The organism is Scopulibacillus darangshiensis, assembly GCF_004341035.1.
GTDB classification, from domain to species: domain Bacteria; phylum Bacillota; class Bacilli; order Bacillales; family Sporolactobacillaceae; genus Scopulibacillus; species Scopulibacillus darangshiensis.
Map to the genome: position 1 here is coordinate 26,988 of NZ_SLXK01000002.1, position 17,403 is coordinate 44,390.

General features: G+C 41.4%; 17 protein-coding genes. 1 reads left to right on the forward strand and 16 read right to left on the reverse strand.

Translation table 11 applies throughout. The features are described 5' to 3' along the window. Window positions 1-48: 48 nt before the first annotated feature. From EV207_RS01805 to xsc, 16 genes are all read right to left on the reverse strand, one after another. Window positions 49-846, reverse strand: a complete 798-nt coding sequence (locus EV207_RS01805; RefSeq protein WP_132743048.1) for a DeoR/GlpR family DNA-binding transcription regulator — start codon at window positions 844-846, stop codon at window positions 49-51. 41 nt (window positions 847-887) lie between these two features. After that, a complete protein-coding gene (locus tag EV207_RS01810; RefSeq protein WP_132743050.1) occupies window positions 888-1,598 on the reverse strand; it encodes a GntR family transcriptional regulator in 711 nt (236 codons plus the stop codon). A gap of 169 nt (window positions 1,599-1,767) precedes the next feature. Next, a complete protein-coding gene (locus EV207_RS01815; protein ID WP_243646911.1) occupies window positions 1,768-3,165 on the reverse strand; it encodes an amino acid permease in 1,398 nt (465 codons plus the stop codon). Between the two features lie 157 nt (window positions 3,166-3,322). After that, window positions 3,323-4,006, reverse strand: a complete 684-nt coding sequence (locus EV207_RS01820) for an MgtC/SapB family protein (RefSeq protein WP_132743054.1) — start codon at window positions 4,004-4,006, stop codon at window positions 3,323-3,325. Window positions 4,007-4,075: 69 nt separating this feature from the next. Continuing rightward, window positions 4,076-5,206: a 2-aminoethylphosphonate--pyruvate transaminase gene (phnW, locus tag EV207_RS01825; protein WP_132743056.1), complete on the reverse strand. Its 1,131-nt coding sequence runs from the start codon at window positions 5,204-5,206 to the stop codon at window positions 4,076-4,078. A 33-nt stretch (window positions 5,207-5,239) separates the two neighbouring features. After that, window positions 5,240-5,497 carry a EutN/CcmL family microcompartment protein gene (locus tag EV207_RS01830; protein ID WP_132743058.1) on the reverse strand — a complete coding sequence of 86 codons (258 nt, stop codon included), beginning with the start codon at window positions 5,495-5,497 and terminating at the stop codon, window positions 5,240-5,242. A gap of 12 nt (window positions 5,498-5,509) precedes the next feature. After that, entirely contained in the window at window positions 5,510-6,313 is an 804-nt protein-coding gene (locus EV207_RS01835) for a hypothetical protein (protein WP_132743061.1), read from the reverse strand. A gap of 4 nt (window positions 6,314-6,317) precedes the next feature. Continuing rightward, window positions 6,318-7,109, reverse strand: coding sequence for a phosphate propanoyltransferase (pduL, locus tag EV207_RS01840; RefSeq protein WP_132743063.1), 792 nt, complete (start codon window positions 7,107-7,109; stop codon window positions 6,318-6,320). 9 nt (window positions 7,110-7,118) lie between these two features. After that, window positions 7,119-7,406 carry a BMC domain-containing protein gene (locus EV207_RS01845; RefSeq protein ID WP_132743065.1) on the reverse strand — a complete coding sequence of 96 codons (288 nt, stop codon included), beginning with the start codon at window positions 7,404-7,406 and terminating at the stop codon, window positions 7,119-7,121. Between the two features lie 23 nt (window positions 7,407-7,429). After that, the gene (locus EV207_RS01850; protein WP_132743067.1) at window positions 7,430-8,890 is read right to left on the reverse strand and encodes an acetaldehyde dehydrogenase (acetylating); all 1,461 of its coding nucleotides are present in this window, start codon (window positions 8,888-8,890) and stop codon (window positions 7,430-7,432) included. Next, window positions 8,887-9,399 carry a BMC domain-containing protein gene (locus tag EV207_RS01855; protein ID WP_243646912.1) on the reverse strand — a complete coding sequence of 171 codons (513 nt, stop codon included), beginning with the start codon at window positions 9,397-9,399 and terminating at the stop codon, window positions 8,887-8,889. The genes EV207_RS01850 and EV207_RS01855 overlap by 4 nt, the downstream gene beginning before the upstream one ends. A 64-nt stretch (window positions 9,400-9,463) precedes the next feature. Further along, window positions 9,464-10,282: a phosphonoacetaldehyde hydrolase gene (gene phnX, locus EV207_RS01860; protein ID WP_132743069.1), complete on the reverse strand. Its 819-nt coding sequence runs from the start codon at window positions 10,280-10,282 to the stop codon at window positions 9,464-9,466. Window positions 10,283-10,598: 316 nt separating this feature from the next. Further along, a complete protein-coding gene (phnX, locus tag EV207_RS01865; RefSeq protein WP_132743071.1) occupies window positions 10,599-11,417 on the reverse strand; it encodes a phosphonoacetaldehyde hydrolase in 819 nt (272 codons plus the stop codon). Window positions 11,418-11,447: 30 nt separating this feature from the next. Next, window positions 11,448-12,860 carry an amino acid permease gene (locus tag EV207_RS01870; protein WP_132743073.1) on the reverse strand — a complete coding sequence of 471 codons (1,413 nt, stop codon included), beginning with the start codon at window positions 12,858-12,860 and terminating at the stop codon, window positions 11,448-11,450. A 69-nt stretch (window positions 12,861-12,929) separates the two neighbouring features. Then, entirely contained in the window at window positions 12,930-14,288 is a 1,359-nt protein-coding gene (locus EV207_RS01875; RefSeq protein ID WP_132743075.1) for an aminotransferase, read from the reverse strand. A gap of 40 nt (window positions 14,289-14,328) precedes the next feature. After that, window positions 14,329-16,089, reverse strand: a complete 1,761-nt coding sequence (gene xsc / locus EV207_RS01880; protein WP_132743077.1) for a sulfoacetaldehyde acetyltransferase — start codon at window positions 16,087-16,089, stop codon at window positions 14,329-14,331. A 317-nt stretch (window positions 16,090-16,406) separates the two neighbouring features. Between xsc and EV207_RS01885 the strand changes: the two genes are divergently transcribed. Beyond that, window positions 16,407-17,123, forward strand: coding sequence for a GntR family transcriptional regulator (locus EV207_RS01885; RefSeq protein ID WP_132743079.1), 717 nt, complete (start codon window positions 16,407-16,409; stop codon window positions 17,121-17,123). Window positions 17,124-17,403 lie beyond the last annotated feature (280 nt).

Consider the following 17,403-nt stretch of genomic DNA (forward strand, 5'->3'; position numbering starts at 1 on the left):
ATGTATGGATGATTCGCTTCATCTTACAGCAGGTTTTTGTAAATTAACTTATTCTTCTTTTTCATTTGCGACGACCCATTCTACATTGCTTTTTTCAAGAGCGGCTTGCCAATCGTAAGGAGGCATTTCGTCGGATATAATTCGATCAACCTTATTCAAATCTGCGATTTTATAATAACTTCGAACACCTAATTTTGAGTGATCCATAAGTACTGTTGTTTCCTTGGCGCAATCCATCATTTTTTGTGAAAGCAATGCTTTATCAGAATTGTAGCTTGTTAATCCATAATCTTTGCAAACACCTTCAAGCGATAAAAAGGCTTTGTCTGCATTAAAGTTACTCATGATCTGATTTGCAATTGAGCCGGACACTCTAAGGTTTTTGGCATCCACATTACCGCCTATAAATAAGACGGTGCCATTGTACAATCCTTTTTTTTCAAAATCAATTAACAGGTTTAGAGCAGCGACTGAATTAGTTATGACTGTAAGGTTTTTTTGATTGGCTAAATATCTGATGATATGCAGTGTTGTGCTGCCTTCATCGATAATAATAACCTCATTATCCTGTATGAATTCCGCAGCGGCTTTGCCGATTTTCTTCTTTTCCAGGGAATAAAAGTTTTCCCTTATATCTTGCGGAGGTTCAATGAGGTCAAAGGATGATTTAATGGCACCGCCATATACCTTTTTTAATCGATTTTCACGATCCATTTGATCGAGATATTTGCGGATCGTTTCCGTTGAAACCTTTAAATCTTTAGCCAATTCATTAACCTTGACCTTGCCCTTTTCATCAAGAACTTTCAATATATATTGCTTTCTTTCCTCACCAAGTAACGACACGTTTTGTTCCCCCGTCCATATGTAGCTTTATAGTGACTAGCTTATATCAAGTCTATTGGATATCTTTTTTCACATTTTGTCAAGGTATTACGCGACATTTTCAAATGGATTGGAGACAAATCCGGACGAAATAATCCTTTACAGTATTCAACGAGATCACCATTCGAGCTATACATTATGCTTTCAGATGAGAGCACGTACATACCGCGGGTTATTTTTAAATTTTCTGCATCCGTTTTATTCACCGGTTCACATGAAATGATTTGTTCAGATCCAGAAGCGTTTATTTTGATATGTGCCTCCGTTGGGTAATAATGCCTTTCTACCGCGACTGGTGTCTGATCCGTTAACATGAGTCTTTCAATATAGTAACACTCATTTTCATATTCCAATTTCAATTTTATATGATCTGGCGTTAATATTCTTCTATAGTCAAGCAATTTAATATCCTGTTCTGCACTATTCTCAGTGTCATTCGTTATTTTCAACCAACCTTGTACAGGTTTGTTCGATACAAAGGTTCCCTTGCCATGGCGCTTTTCCAAAATGCCTTCCTGTACAAGTGTTAAAACAGCCACACGAACCGTACTTCGGCTCACATGATATGTTTCCATCAGCTCCCGCTCGCTGGGAATTTTTTTATTAAAGTAACCACTCTCTATTTGTTTTTCTAATATGGCAGTTAGCTGGACATGTAAAGGGACAGGACTCTTTTCGTCTAGCGCCTTTTTCTTTTTCTCCAAAAATGGCATCTTTAAAAACTCCCTCTTTAAAATAAAATGGTTTCCTCCAAATACTCCTTTTATAAAATGACAAATCTATTGACTTTTCCAAAAATGAGCTTTATTATTAAGTTGTGGCTACTGGTACGGACGTCATGTTGTCATTGTTGCCCTGCTTGTTTCCAGGATGCTTTTCTAATTATTCTTTAGCACTAAAGTCGATCTCTTGCGGCACATTTCCATTTCTCTTAATAATTAGATTTCTTATGACGTAGATCACTAATATCAAAGCAAAACTTACAAAGCTAAGAATTAATTGTGAACGAAATTCCGATGTAAAGGCCATGGATACTAATATTGCCGCCATGGAAAGCATACAAAGAATTGTCAAATAGGGATAACCCCACATCCGGATCTTCAGAGCTTCAGGTGCTTCCTGCTCTAATTTTCTTCTTAGCTTGAATTGTGACAGCGCAATTAATAAATAGATAAATAGCCCCACAACACCGGACGAATTTAGCAAGAACGCGAAAACTGTTTCCGGTGATGTATAACTCATAATGATTGACAGAGAGCTCACGACTGTACATGTGAGAACGGCTATGACGGGCACACCTTTCCGGTTGACATTTAGCAATTTCTTAGGTGCTTCATGCTTATGAGCAAGTGCATAAAGCATACGTGAGCTTGTATATAATCCAGAATTCAAACACGACAGCACAGCTGTCATGACGATTAAGTTCATAATTGTGCTGATCCAAGGTATATGGAGAACCTGCATGACACTTACATAAGGGCTCTGAAGAATGTCGGTATTACTCCAAGGAACAATGGTTACGACAACAAAAATGGATCCGACGTAAAAAATCAAAACCCTCCAAATAACTGAAGTCGTTGCCTTTGCCACTGACTTACCCGGCTCATTCGATTCAGACGCTGCAATGGTCGCGATTTCCGCACCGATAAATGCGGATACGGCTGTAATGATAGAGCCAAACATGCTGCTTGCCCCATGGGGTAAAAACCCGCCGTGTGTTGTAAGGTTACTAAAGCTTAAGTGTGTTCCCGGCCAAAGACCAAGGATGTATATGGCGCCAACAATTAAAAACAATGTAATTGCCACGACTTTGATCGATGCGAACCAAAATTCAAATTCACCGTAGGAACGAACTGAAAATAGATTGGTTAGTGTCAACAAAACCATTAAAATCAAACTTAAAACCCACAACGGCACATCATGCAAGAACCAAGACTGGAGTATACCCGCACCAGCAGTCGCTTCAATTGAAACCACAATGACCCAAAAATACCAATACAGCCATCCCACTGAAAAACCTGCCCAATCTCCCAATGCATTCCTCGCGTATTGGGCGAATGAACCAAGAGCCGGCCGGGCGACCGCCATTTCACCAAGCATTCGCATGATAAACACGACTAATATACCTGCAAGTAAATAAGATATAATAGATGATGGTCCTGCAGTTGCGATGACTGCCCCGCTGCCAACGAATAACCCGGCGCCGATTGTTCCTCCCAATGAAATCATAGTCATATGTCTTAATTTAAGTCCTTTTTTTAGTGACGATGATTCGCTCATACTGTCCCTCCTCATATTTTGGTTCTGTTTTTGATATTTGTCGAAAAGGCGGGAAAAGGATTTCCCTTCCCCGCCTATAATTCTCCAAGTCGAGTGCAAGCGTTTTCAAAAAGGCCTGACAGAAAGAGTGACTTGTCTCTTTCTGTGAAAGCGGTATTTAATAGGTTTCTATTTCAACATTTTTAACACTAGTAATGTTTCGGATCAGAAAATAAACATCCGTTGTATAGGAGTGGTCCAATACTAGAACATTTAAATCCATCTGAAATTTATCCTCTGGCAAATCTTTAATCCGTAAATGTTTTATTTTAATTTGATTGGTTTTGAGTTCATTTATAATCTCAGTTAATTTATTTATTTCATTGATAAAGATTGAAATTTTCAATTCTTGAGCTGATAATTTTTTCGGTCCGTAACGGGAGATAAGGAATGGTAAAATTTTTACCGTAAATAAAATAATTAATCCACCTGTAATCGATTCGTAGTAAAATCCTGATCCTACAGCAATCCCTAGACCAGATGCCCCCCAAATGATGGCCGCCGTTGTCACTCCGGATACAGAAAGAGTCCCTCTTCGTAGAATCACTCCCGCACCGATAAAACCGATGCCGCTTACAATTTGAGCGGAGAGACGCATGGGATCCGTCCGGATATTATCCGTCATTTCACTGTAATGGATCGCTCCTTGAATGGAAACGATGGTTAATAAGCAACTTGAGACTGAAATAATGATGCATGTTTTCAATCCTAGCGGTTTCTGCTTCAATTCGCGTTCTAATCCTATCACCATACCTAAAACCGCTGAAAGCCCTAATCTTAGTAAAACAACCTCAATGCCCATTTATAACACCTCTTACCCTTCTTGTTGCCCCGCATTCTGAGATGATATAAGGTTGGTTAAAAATGAATATTATTGCGGCTGGGGACTAATCCAGTACATGCTTTCTTCAATAGCTTTGAGAAGATTTTCAATATCATTCGGTTTGACGTCGCCAATGTTTCCAATACGAAAAGTTGCTACGTCTGTCACTTTTCCAGGGTAAATAACGAAGCCTTTTGCTTTCAATTTGTCGTAAAAAGTTTGAAATCTGAATTGGTCATTATTAGGGTAGTAGAATGCAGTAATTATTGGCGATTGGCATTTATCTTCAAGCAATGTTTCAAAACCTAGTTTTCTCATACCTTCAACAAGTTTTCGTTGATTCGTGTGATAACGTTCCCAACGTTTTTTCACGCCCCCTTCTTCCTCAAGTTCAAGATAAGCTTGATAAAAAGCTCGAACAGTATGAGTTGGGGAAGTAAAACGCCATTTGCCATTATCACTTTCCATTGTTTCCCATTGATCATATAAATCTAATGATAAGGATCTTCCTTGGCCTTTACACTGTTTAAAGACATCTATTTTAGCGATAATAAAGCCAAATCCGGGTACCCCCTGGATACATTTATTAGCGCTGCTAATCAAATAATCAATGTCAAGGTCAGCAATGTCCATTTCGATGCCTCCGAAACTGCTCATTGCATCAACAACATACGTTTTATTGTAACGCTTAACAATGTCGCCGATTTCTTTAATTGGGTTCAGCATCCCGGTCGTCGTTTCACAATGAACAACTGTAACGTGAGTAATATCGGGGTGTGCCATTAACTGTTCTTCAAGTTGATGTAAATCCGGAAATGCTCTTTCTCCACTATCCAGTTCCATTGTATCGATATGAAGCTTGTTGGCAATTTTGACAATCCGTTTACCATAGGCGCCATTAGTTAAAGCCAAAAGCTTCCCATTCCTCGGAATAGCTGTACCAATAACGGATTCAACACTAAAGGTCCCGCTTCCTTGCATGAGTATTGTTGTATAAAGCTCTTCCTTCGTTGTTGCTAATCGAACGAGTTTCTTTCTAATTTTTTGAACAAGGTTGTTGTAATCATCATCCCATGTACACCAGTCTTTCATCATGACTTCTTTAACGCTTGGTGTCGTTGTTAACGGTCCAGGTGTCAATAATAGATAAGGATTTTCGGCTCTGTGCTTGAAGTCCATTATTTATTTCCCCTCTCACTATGTTTTTTTGACCTACTCATTTATTTCCAAAGAATCAACAATGCCGACGATGGCTGCATCAATCGGAGCATTTTGTTCACCCCATACAGTGTGGGCGGGAGTGCCTCGTGTAACGAGAACCTGTTCCCCAACCCCAGCACCTATTCGGTCTGCAGCAATAAGAGGATGACCCTTAGAATCAATAGGTTGAACAATCAAAAGTTTGATGTTTTCCATACCTGATTCTTTCTGTGTGGCCCAAACACTCCCTATGACCTTCCCTATTAGCATGACGCTCACCCTTTACTTAAAAATTTGAACGGTGAGCCCTTTCTCTTTTAGCAAATCCTTAGCTAAAGGAGAGACAATGGCTCCTTTTCGAAGGAAAATAGTTTGATCAGGAAAATCGGTTTGTGACTGAATCCAACCAGCGGTTAATAATTTCCCCCCAAATGTTAAATGGTTATTATTAAATTTACCCGGCAAGCTATTCGGTTTCTCTGAAACCTCCGCCTTTAATCTATTAATAACTGTATCTATCAATCCTTTTTGGTTTCGGAACCTTATTCCTAATCCCTTCATTTCTTGAACGTATTGTTGGAACCGCTTTTGATAGGGACCCGGAAGGGAAACTGTATTCAAACATCGGCGATCGGAACGTTTTATTCCCGGACTATCCTCACCAATGATGACAAGCTTTTTCAACATAATCGCTGAGAAGATAATTTCAGCTTTTATCGTTCCTTTCATACCCGACACAACCCGAAACGCATTATCCAAATCTATTTCGGGGATAACTATTCCTTCGTATTCTTTTGGCAATTCAATTGGTGCGGGGGCGTTTTCATCCGTTGCTATGACTTTGCCGGCGCCTTGGCACTCGACATGATTTATACCTAACCATGATGATGTCTCACCATCTAGAAATAAGATATCATGGCAAATACCGTGATTTTTCAACTTTATAAAGTCATCTCGAAAGGCCTCATGTGCTGTACTGTCACAAAAGATGAACAAAACCTTAGGTTGGGCTTTCTGTTCCCGTTCTTTATTGATCGTTTGAATAATCTCACGGACAATTGATTCGACCGTCTCTCTTAAATCCATTTCCTCACCTCCCATTCCATGAAAGGAGTTTCCCATTCTTTCCAATAACTGAGACCTTATCACCGGTTATAAGATTTGCCGCATTAGCTTCGTCCCGGTCAATATGCAAATCTAGAATGTACGCCGGACTTACACGAACGGAAACATTTGCGAAAATAACTGAACGGTCACCTGCGGTTTTTACCATTAAACTATCTCCGTTAGTTACCTTGAAATGCTTTGCATCATCAGGTCCCATATGAACATGGCTTTTGGCAACGATGACACCTTCATTCAAGACAGCGCAGCCTTTTGGACCAATTAATGTGACCCCAGGTGTAGCTTCTATTAAACCAGATAATCTAATGGGCGGATGGATCCCCAAATGAAAGCCATCTGTTTTTGAAATTTCGACTTGGGTGGCCTTTCGCGTTGGACCAAGTATTCTTACATCCTTAATCAAACCATCGGGACCAAGCAAGGTGACCTTTTCCTTTGCAGCAAATTGCCCTGGCTGTGATAAATCCCGAAATGGTGTTAGCACATAACCTGTTCCAAAAAGTCTTTCCATATCTTCGGGGGATAAATGGATATGCCGGTTGGAGACGCCCACCGGCACTGTTAATTTCCCTGAAGCGTCTCCTGGTAAATGTGAAGAGGCCATAGACATTGTGCTAAGCAAATCAAGCTTTATACCTCTTTCTTTTAAAAAGTCAGTTGCAGCGGGGGTGAGTCTGTCACCCTTATTAATAGGGTAGGGACTTGGAATCCCCTCTTTCAGCATGGTGCGCAGTTGAGATTCCGTAATTAAAGCCATGGGTAAAAGTTAATCTTCCAATTTAGGAAGAATGAGCTCAATATCCGAATGAGGGCGAGGAATGACATGAACGGAAACAAGCTCGCCGACTTTTTCGGCCGCGGCCGCCCCTGAATCAGTAGATGCTTTCACTGCGCCCACGTCTCCTCTTACCATAACTGTCACTAATCCGCCGCCTACATGAACCTTCCCGATAAGTTTGACATTTGCCGCTTTTGCCATAGCGTCTGCGGCCTCAACTGCACCGATTAACCCTTTCGTTTCTACCATTCCTAATGCTCCCATTTCTCCTGCCATTGTTTGTGCCTCCCTTTATTTTTTTAAAATTGCATTTCTTGCAATACACTTTTTACAATTTGTGCAACTTCCTCTTTGCTGATTGTTACATTGCTATTTGATTGTTGTCTTGGAATTGCTGGTTCTTCTTTTTCCATTTCTTGAATGCCAAAAGCGAGCCGTTTTATATTCATTAAATGCTGAGGGCCGATATTGTCTGAGGTAATGTTATTGCCAAATGAACCGCACCCTAATGTCATGGACGGCTGCAGCCCTGTTGTTGCACCGATGCCGCCGAAGGTTGTTCCAGCATTTACAATTAGGCGGGAAACGTGTTTTTCCAAACCAAACTTTTCAATAATCTGCTGATCCTCGGCATGTATGCCCATGGAATGACCAAGACCGCCCAACTTTAACAATTCCTCACAGAACCGGTTGGCTGTCTCCCAATTTTCAACCGTATACAGGGCTAGGATTGGGGCTAATTTTTCAACTGAAAAAGGGTAATCTTTTCCGACACTTTCTTCCTCGGCAATGAGTGCCTTTGCGGATGGCGGAACGAGTATGCCTGCCATTTCCGCAATGGCCTGAGGCGACTTTCCAACAATTTTCGGGTTTAAGGATCCGTTGATCAAGATTATCGAAGCAACCTGCTTTTTCTCATGATCATCTAGGAAATAAACGCCTTTTCGCTTAAATTCCTCCTTAACTTTTCTTTTGATTTTTTTATCAACGACAATGGCTTGCTCGGAAGAACAGATCGTTCCATTATCAAATGTTTTGCTTTCTACGATGTGGTGAACGGCCCTTTGTACATCCGCACTGGAATGAATATACACGGGTACATTCCCAGGTCCGACGCCATAAGCAGGTTTTCCTGAGCTATAGGCAGCTTTAACCATCCCCGAACCGCCGGTTGCAAGAATGACATTGGTTAACTGATGTGTCATCAACTCATTTGCAGCAGCAAGAGACGGTTGAGTGACACAGGTTATCAAACCATCGGGAGCGCCAGCTTGAGAAGCTGCTTGCTGCAATATTTTTGCAGTCTCAGATGTGCATTTAGCTGCCGATGGATGAGGGCTAAACACAATGGCGTTACCGGCTTTGACAGCAATTAGAGCCTTAAAAATCACCGTGGACGTTGGGTTTGTCGAAGGGACAATCCCTGCAATGACGCCAACAGGCTGAGCGATTTCCCAAACACGATTGTTCTCATCACGATTGATGATACCCACTGTTTTTTTATCTTTGATTGCATCGTAAATCGTGTTCGCAGCAAATAAATTCTTCGTTAATTTGTCTTCTGCTTTTCCGTAGCCTGTTTCATATACTGCCATTTCCGCCAATGTATAGGCATGATTTTTGGCGGCATCTGACATGGTCTGGATCAGACGGTCAATCTGATTTTGTGTCATCTTTTCAAGTTTTTTTTGCGCCGTATGTGCTGTTTTAAGAAATGATCTTACCTCTTGCACAGATGAAAGATCTTTATCAAGCATCATGTCTTATCGCCACCTTTCTCCTGTTCCAACACGGACAGGTGTTTCACCAATTCTTCTTTTTTGGCTGTGTTGATCTCTTGTGTGTTAAGTGGGAAAACAGGATGTGAATGAGCTATTTTTCTTAATTCAGGGACTGTCATTTTTGAAATATTTGAAAATTCCTCTTCCGTGTTGTCTGTTCGCTCCGAATGTTTGGTTTTCAAGTCAACGCTTTCTGTTGTCCTATCTGTTAACTGGCGAATTAATTTGTAAACACCTTGATCGGGGCGTGCGATAACATGGGAATAACGCAACTGTCCAACCCTTTCCGCCTCCGATGCACCAATGCTTACCGCAGCCTGTACGGATGCCACATCACCAATAATGTAGACTGTTACAATCCCAGACTCCGCTTTTTGGTATGTAACAACTTTTACATCCGCCGCTTTAGCAGCGGCATCAGAAGCAGCGACAAGCCCGGGAAAACCAAGGGTTTCGATCATCCCCAATGAATAATTTTGTCCATTCACCGGTATTCCCCCTTCCTATTTCAATTGGTTCATAACACAATCTTTCGGTTTCAACTGCTGAAGTTTACTTCCCTTCTATTTGGGAAATCCGTAGATCTATTTTGGGAACTAATTCGACAATATCACCAATACTTTCGATGACATAATGAGCCCCTGCTTTTTTAAACCGCTTCCCAACAGCCTCCACCTTATCTGCTAGAACGTCAGGATCGCATTGCTTTACTTCTTCTTCGGTCATACCAAGTTCGTTGCTGCCTTTGATTACTCCGACGGTCCAAGCCCCTGCATTTAATCCTTCTTTAATATCACTTATTGAATCGCCTATTTTAATGGCGTGCTGCAAAGGATAGATGCCCAGATTAATAGCATTTTGGAAAATCATCCATGGATATGGCCGTCCCGCCGGCATTTCATCGGCGGTTACAATCGAGTCTGGGGCATAGCCCTGCTTTTCGGCTGCCGGTGCAACAATGTCCATCATTTTGCGTGTGAAACCAGTTGTCGATCCAATTTTCAATCCCATTGCTCTTAGACTCTTTGCCATTTCCACTGCACCGGGAATAGTCATGCTGTAGTTTGGCAAAATTGAAAATAACATAGGTTCAAAATCCGCATAAAGGGAATCAACATCTTTTTTCTCCGGGAGCCTGCCAAATTTCTCCTTCCATAGATTTGCGATCCGTTCCATTTTGCACATTTCTTGGATATGGTCCCACTTTAATAAACCCATTGGCTTGCGCGCTTCTTCTTGTGTGACGTCAATACCTCGTTTTTTGAATATCTCGATAAATACATCTAAAGGGGAGAAACAACCGTAATCAACTACAGTGCCTGCCCAGTCAAGAAAAACCCCTTTTACATATTTGAGAGATTGATCAGTCATCGTGCCCCGCCTCCTCTTCAGCACCCCTTATTGTGTTTTCGACTAAGTTAAAGGAAGTCATAAGTGTTTAAACTCAATGACATTTAAATGCCAATCACCTCCGTGTTAGCAATCTTCTAAATAGTCTTTCTTGTATCTACAAAAAACTTTAACACAAACTAAAACAAACGTCAATTGATTTTGTTTCATTTGTTTTAATTGGTTTGTGTTTGTTACCTTAATTTCCATACATTTTTTAGAGACAAAAAAGCCCGTCGCATTGGGTTTTGTCCCAAACTGCAACGGACCTAAAAATAATCAAAGGTTATTATGGGTTTTATATAGCTTGAACTTCTGATTTTAAGCCCCTGTTAATTGTAGCTATAACGTCAGTCAACCCGCTGATATCGTCAATCACGAAGTCTGCACCCGCTTCATAAAATCTATTGGTTGCCGCTTTAATTTGAGCTTCTAATTCAATAGGTGCAGCCTCTTTTATTTGCCGCTCGGATTGTCCAAATTCGTTTCCGCCTTTTACTACACCTACGGTCCACATGCCTGCTTCTATCCCTTCTTGAATATCCGTCAACGTATCACCGACTTTTACCATTTGAGCCATTGGATAAACTTGAAGATTTATAGCATTTTGCAAACACATCCATGGCTCAGGTCTTCCTGCCGTTACATCATCAGAAGCTAATACTGAATCAATCGCTAAACCATGCTTTTTGAATTGATCGGCGACGAGATTAATCATTTTTCGGCTATAACCCGTAGTTGATCCGATTTTAATATCTTTTTTCCTTAAATCAGTAAAGATCTCCCTTACGCCTGGTATAGGGGTTGAATGGCGAGGCAGAACATCAACCAATGTCGGCTCAAAAATAGAATAAAGCTCATGAACATCGTCCTCATTAGGTGCCTGCTTATACACTTTCTGCCATAGCCTATGGACCCGATCCATTTTAAGAATGGTGCGAATATGATCCATCTTTTCCAGTCCCATAGGTAATCTTGCTTCTTCTACGGTAATATCAATTCCTTTTTGATGAAAGACCTCCTTGAACGCAACCACTGGTGCCATGCACCCGTAATCAACAATCGTCCCTGCCCAATCAAATATAACAGCTTTCACCTGCCGATTTGAGTCACCCATATCGATAACACATCCTTAATAATGAAATGATTATTTTTCAAACTTGATGTCTTGTTCTTTAATACTCTCTCTATTTTTGGGGGCAATAGCCAGCTGGTAATAGATAATTAAGATTAGTAGCCAAATAACGCCAGATAAAACAGATAGTCTTGTTAAAGGAGAATACAGGATACACCCAAGTGCTAACACCAGCATAATAAGTCCTAGAATAGGCAATCCCGGCCATAATGGCATCGGATAATGCAATGTTTGGTTTTGTTTACTAATTTTTTGCCTAAATATAAGCTCCAAAACGATGATGACAATCCAAGTGAAAATTGAGGCAAATGCTGAAGCGCTAGTGATCCAAATATAGACATAATCAGGTGAAAAATAAGTAATGATCGTTCCAATCGATATGGCAATTGAGGTGGAAAATATCGATATATAGGGTACTTTGTTCTTGTTCAATTTCGTTATGCCGGCGGGCATCATTTTATCATTAGCCATGCTGAACAAGATTCTGCTGCCGCCATAAACACCTGTGTTACATGATGACAGCCCGGAGAAAATGATGAGGATATTAATAATGGTTGCAGCTGCAGGCACACCTATTTGTGTAAATAACAGCACGTAGGGACTGCCCGTTTCATGTGCGAGATTTGTCCAAGGATAAGCACAGAGCATGATAAGAATTGATCCGACATAGAAAAATGATATTCTGTATGTGACACTGCGAAAGGCTTTTGGCATAGATGAAATCGGATTATCAGATTCCCCAGCCTCAACAGCTAACGTTTCAATGCCGGAATAGGCTTGTATGACCAATGAAACGGCCATGACAATGCCCATCCACCCATATGGCAAGAAGCCGCCTTCATTTGCCCATAAGTTGGTTAGCCCGACAACTTTTCCATCGCTAAAGATCCCGGTTAAGATAATTAATGCACCAAACACCATAAAGGCCAGAATGGCAAGTACCTTTAAGATAGCAAATACGAATTCCAGCTCACCAAAAATTTTAACAACTAACAGGTTGGACACTGTAAATAAAACGAGAGCAATTAACCCGGGAATCCAAGCGGGAAAGCCGGGAAACCAAAATTGAATAAGCTTTCCAATCGCAGCCAATTCGGACATGACCGTAGCAACCCAAAAAAACCACCACATGCCGCCTGTCAAAAAGCCCATCCGCGGTCCAAGAAGATCACCTGCATAACGGCTAAATGAGCCGGCTACGGGTTTCTCAACCGTCATTTCACCTAATGCCCGCATCACAATCGCCACTACCACCCCAGCCAAAATGTATGCAATAATCACAGCCGGACCAGCCACTTTAACCGCTTGTGACGCACCATAAAATAAACCAACCCCAATAACACCGCCAAGTGCCAAGAACTGAATATGTCTGTTTTTCAATGAACGACTAAGACCTTCCGAATGGGGTTCCTGCCCGTTCTTCATAATTAAACCTCCATCAATCCTTATTGATTTCGATATTTTAAAAAGGGGAATAATCCAGCGGATTATTCCCTATTTTGTCAGCTCGAAAATAACGTCCTTCACTGTACTTACCAAGAATTCTAAGTCTTCAACGGTAGATGTCAAAGGCGGAGCCAGAATTAACACATTATTGTAGCCTGGTACGGTATCACCGTTTCGGCCTATGATGAGACCGCGGTTTTTACATTCTCCAATAATCTTATTTAACAGATCATCAGAAGCCGGTTCCTTTGTAGACTTGTCTTTTACCATTTCAATGCCGTACAAGAAGCCCTTACCTCTTACTTCACCGACTTGATCTGATTGGCTAAGCTCATATAATTCGCTTAAGATGGTGTTGCCGTACTCCTCAACCCTTGCTACAACATTCTCCTTCTCAATAATTTCAATATTTTTTAACGCAACCTGACATGAAGCGGGATGGCCGCCGTATGTCGAGACATGGCGCAGGTGATGATCTTTTCCACCCTCTTTAAAGGATTCATGGATCGAAGCCTTAACAGCTGTCGCCCCCAACGGCAGATAGCCGCTGGTCAGGCCTTTGGCCATTGTGATAATATCCGGTTCAACACCCTCAGAGTGCATAAAGCCGAACATTTTACCTGTTCTGCCAAAACCGGACACAACTTCATCCACGATCATTAACACGTTATGTTTTTGGCAAATCTCATATATGCGTTTCAAATAATTGGGTGAAGGGATGATGACACCTCCGCCGGATATGATTGGTTCTAAAATAACCCCGGCAACGGTCTCTTCTCCTTCCCAATTGATCGCTTCATCAACAAAGTTTGCAGCAGCTAAATCGCCTTCTTCACCAGGACCAAACATACTTCGATAACTGTAAGGAGGTGGGACATGGAGAAATCCCGGAGCCGCCGGATCGTATTTCATCCTGCGATTCGCCTGAGCGGTTGCACTCAAGGCCCCCATAGTTGAGCCATGATAAGCCCTATATCGTGAAATAAACTTATATTTACCTGGCTGACCATTCTGAGCATGATATTGCCTGGCAATTTTAAAGGCGGTTTCATTTGCTTCAGATCCGCTATTGGAGAAAAAGGTGACGTAGTCTTGAGGTAAGAAACTGCTGATCTTCTCAGAAAGAGTAATGGCTGGCACGTGGCTGTTTGTTAAAGGAAAATAACTTAATGCCATCATCTGATTATAGGCTGCTTCAGCAATTTCTTTCCTGCCATGCCCCAAATTAAGACACCAAAGACCCGAGACACCATCAAGATACTCCTTGCCTTCCGTATCCTTAAACCAAGCGCCATGTCCCTCCGTTGCGATCATTGAACTTTTCCCGGGAGCATGCTTGTGCATAGCATGCCACAGATGCTTTTCATCCGTTTGCACAAGCTTATCTCCTTTTAAATCAATACTCACACAAATCCCTCCTAACTTATTGAATTAAAACAAAAGTATATTACCAGTTTTTATAGTCAAGGTGTTGGTATTTATCTAAGTACCGTGTCGGCATTTTCAATGCATCTCTTCTAAATGGCGGCGCCAGTTGCGTACCGTCCACCTGAATATCCAATACAACAGGTTTATCTGATTCCAAAGCGGCTTTAAACGCATCGATTAATGATTCAGGACTATTAACATAAAACCCTTTTGCACCCATGCTGCGGGCAACTTCAGCAAAGTTTGGACCGCTGATGTCTGCACCGACAAACCGGTTGTTGTAAAAGTCTACTTGATTTTTCTTTTCTGCGCCCCACTGACGATTGTTAAAGACGCAAGCAATCACAGGCAGATTTTGCTCAACCGCTGTGCTTACCTCATGAAGGCTCATGCCCCATGCGCCATCACCCATGATGGCTACGACTGGGCAATCAGGTTCGCCGAGTTTTGCACCAATGGCAGCTGGGTATGCGATGCCGCAGTTGCCAAAAGTCAAAGCTGCAACATGTTTGCGTGGCTTTGTAAATTTAAGATAAGCATTTGATGTCGATGATGTGTTGCCGATATCTGAAGTCACAATAGCATCCTCAGGCAGCAAACGGGAAATTTCGAGCAGTGCTCTTCTCGGATTCATCGGATTTCCTTCAACCATTGCACTGTCAACAAGCTCTTTTTCCCAATCGTTTTTTCGCTTTGAAACTTTGTTCAGACGGTCTGCATTTTGGATGCGATTGGGATCTCTTTTAGATATTCGTTTGTAAATTTCATCACTAACATCTTTGGCATCACCCAAGAGACCAACTTCGATTGGATGTGTCCGGGCAATATTGCGGTGATTGATATCAACTTGGATGATTTTAGCTTCCTTAGGGAAATAATCAATATCGTAGCATGGCAGTGTCCCAAACACCGATAATCGGGTACCGATCGCTAAAACAACATCCGCTTCCTTTAAGCTGTGCATGGCTGCTTTTGAACCCATATAGCCGATTGGTCCCACTGATAAGTCATGGTCACAAGGGAACGCGTCATTATGCATGTAAGACACTGCAACAGGTGCTGTCAGATGTTCACTAATCGCTTTAACTGTATCAATAGCGTCGGCATCAACAGCCCCGCGACCGGAAATAATGACGGGATTCTTAGCCTTTATCAATAAATCAACTGCTTCATCAAGCTTTTTGGTATCACCAAATCCTTTACGCTCAACCCGGTATTGATGCGGCTGCAAAATCTCGGTTTCAATTTCCCCGTAAAAATAATCCCTTGGAATATCAAATAGCACGGGACCGCGTTCGGCATAGGCGATGCGGAAAGCCGTCCGCAAACAATCTGCCACTCGGCTTGGATGTGGGACAGGAACCGTTTCTTTGACGATACCCTCAAATACAGAGACTTGATTACATTCTTGGAACCCGTCCCAGCCAATCGATGTGGTCCCTGCTGATGGCGAAATGACGACCATTGGTGTATGAGCCATGTTAGCCGCGGCAACTGATGTTACCATGTTGGTAATCCCCGGACCGTTTTGTCCAACAACAACCCCTGCTTTTCCTGTAACACGAGTATAGCCATCTGCCATATGTGCCGCGCTTTGCTCATGGCGGACAGGAACAAATTCAATACCTGCTGCAGGAAGCAAATCAAGCATATCCATAAATGCCGAACCTAATATGCCGTACATTTGATCAATACCTTCCGCCAAAAGTGTTTCTACAATTGCTTCGCTAGGTGTCATTTTAACCTTGGTGCTTTTTAATTCAGTTTCAACTTTAGTCATATCTCGGACGCTCCTTTTTCGTTTTGTTGGATTTGGGTCATTGACGACATGATGTCCGTACCAGTCAGTGTAAAAACATTACTGAAACAACATGACGTCCGTACCAGTTCCTTCTTTTTCATAATAGAGCGCTTTCATCTATAAGTCAACAGATATTTTCAAATTTTTCGACATCATAATTTATAATAATGATCATTATGTTTTTTAATCATTCAAAACCACTCGCTTTTCTGGAAAAACCTTTGCTTTCATTTCATGTTTCATGAAATAATTAGTATAATTATTTGTAGTGTCAACAATTTTTGGAGGAATGCCTCGTGAAGCTTGATGAAAATAATCCTATCCCCTTACATGTACAATTGACAAACATCTTGGAAAAACAAATACTGGACGGTTTATATAAAGAAAAGATCCCTAGCGAACGTGAACTAATGGATATGTATGATGTCAGCCGCAGTACAGTGCGTGAAGCGGTGTCCACTCTGGTTCAGGAAGGCATCTTGGAAAAACGCCACGGCAGAGGAACGTTTGTCTCTAACAAGCCTGTGCAGGAATGGCTAAAAATGTCCAGTTTTACGGAGGCAACGAAAAATCTGGAAATTAAATTGCTGGAATGCAAAAAAACGCCAGCACCTGAACATTTAAAACACATCCCTGATTATGAAAATGAGTGCTACTACATTGAAAGACTCAGGCTGAAAGACCAAATACCAGTGGCCATAGAAAGACATTTTTATCCTATTACATTAGGGGAACAGCTTATTAATTATGATCTTACCCAGACGATTCTTTACGATACTCTTGAATCCCATTTGAAAATCAAATTTTGGGAATCGGAACAAATTGTTTCTTGCGAGCCTCCAAGTGATGATGACGCTGAAAATTTGGAAATCAGCAATCAGATGTACCTGTTAACAACCGAGCGGATGATGTATAATCCGGATGGTGATTTAATCGAATACTACAAAGGCCTTTTCCGGCCAGATATGTACTCAATCCATATGAAGATGACAAGGAAATCAAATATTTATTGAAGTAAATGAATTTCATAAATATCATCCCTTGAGCTGTAAGGCTTTCAGGATGCAAAAAAGGAAGTACCTCCCCAAAATTTATGACGCTATTTTATCCTGCATTGATATGGACTCTACCCTTGTGCGTTTTGTCCTTCAACGCCTTTATGGAAGACATTTAGCTTTATTTTTTCGTGCGTTTTGTCTTTCATCGCCTTTATGAAAGACATTTAGCCTGATTTTCTCGTGCGTTTTGTCTTTCATCGCCTTTATGAAAGACATTTAGCCTGATTTTCTCGTG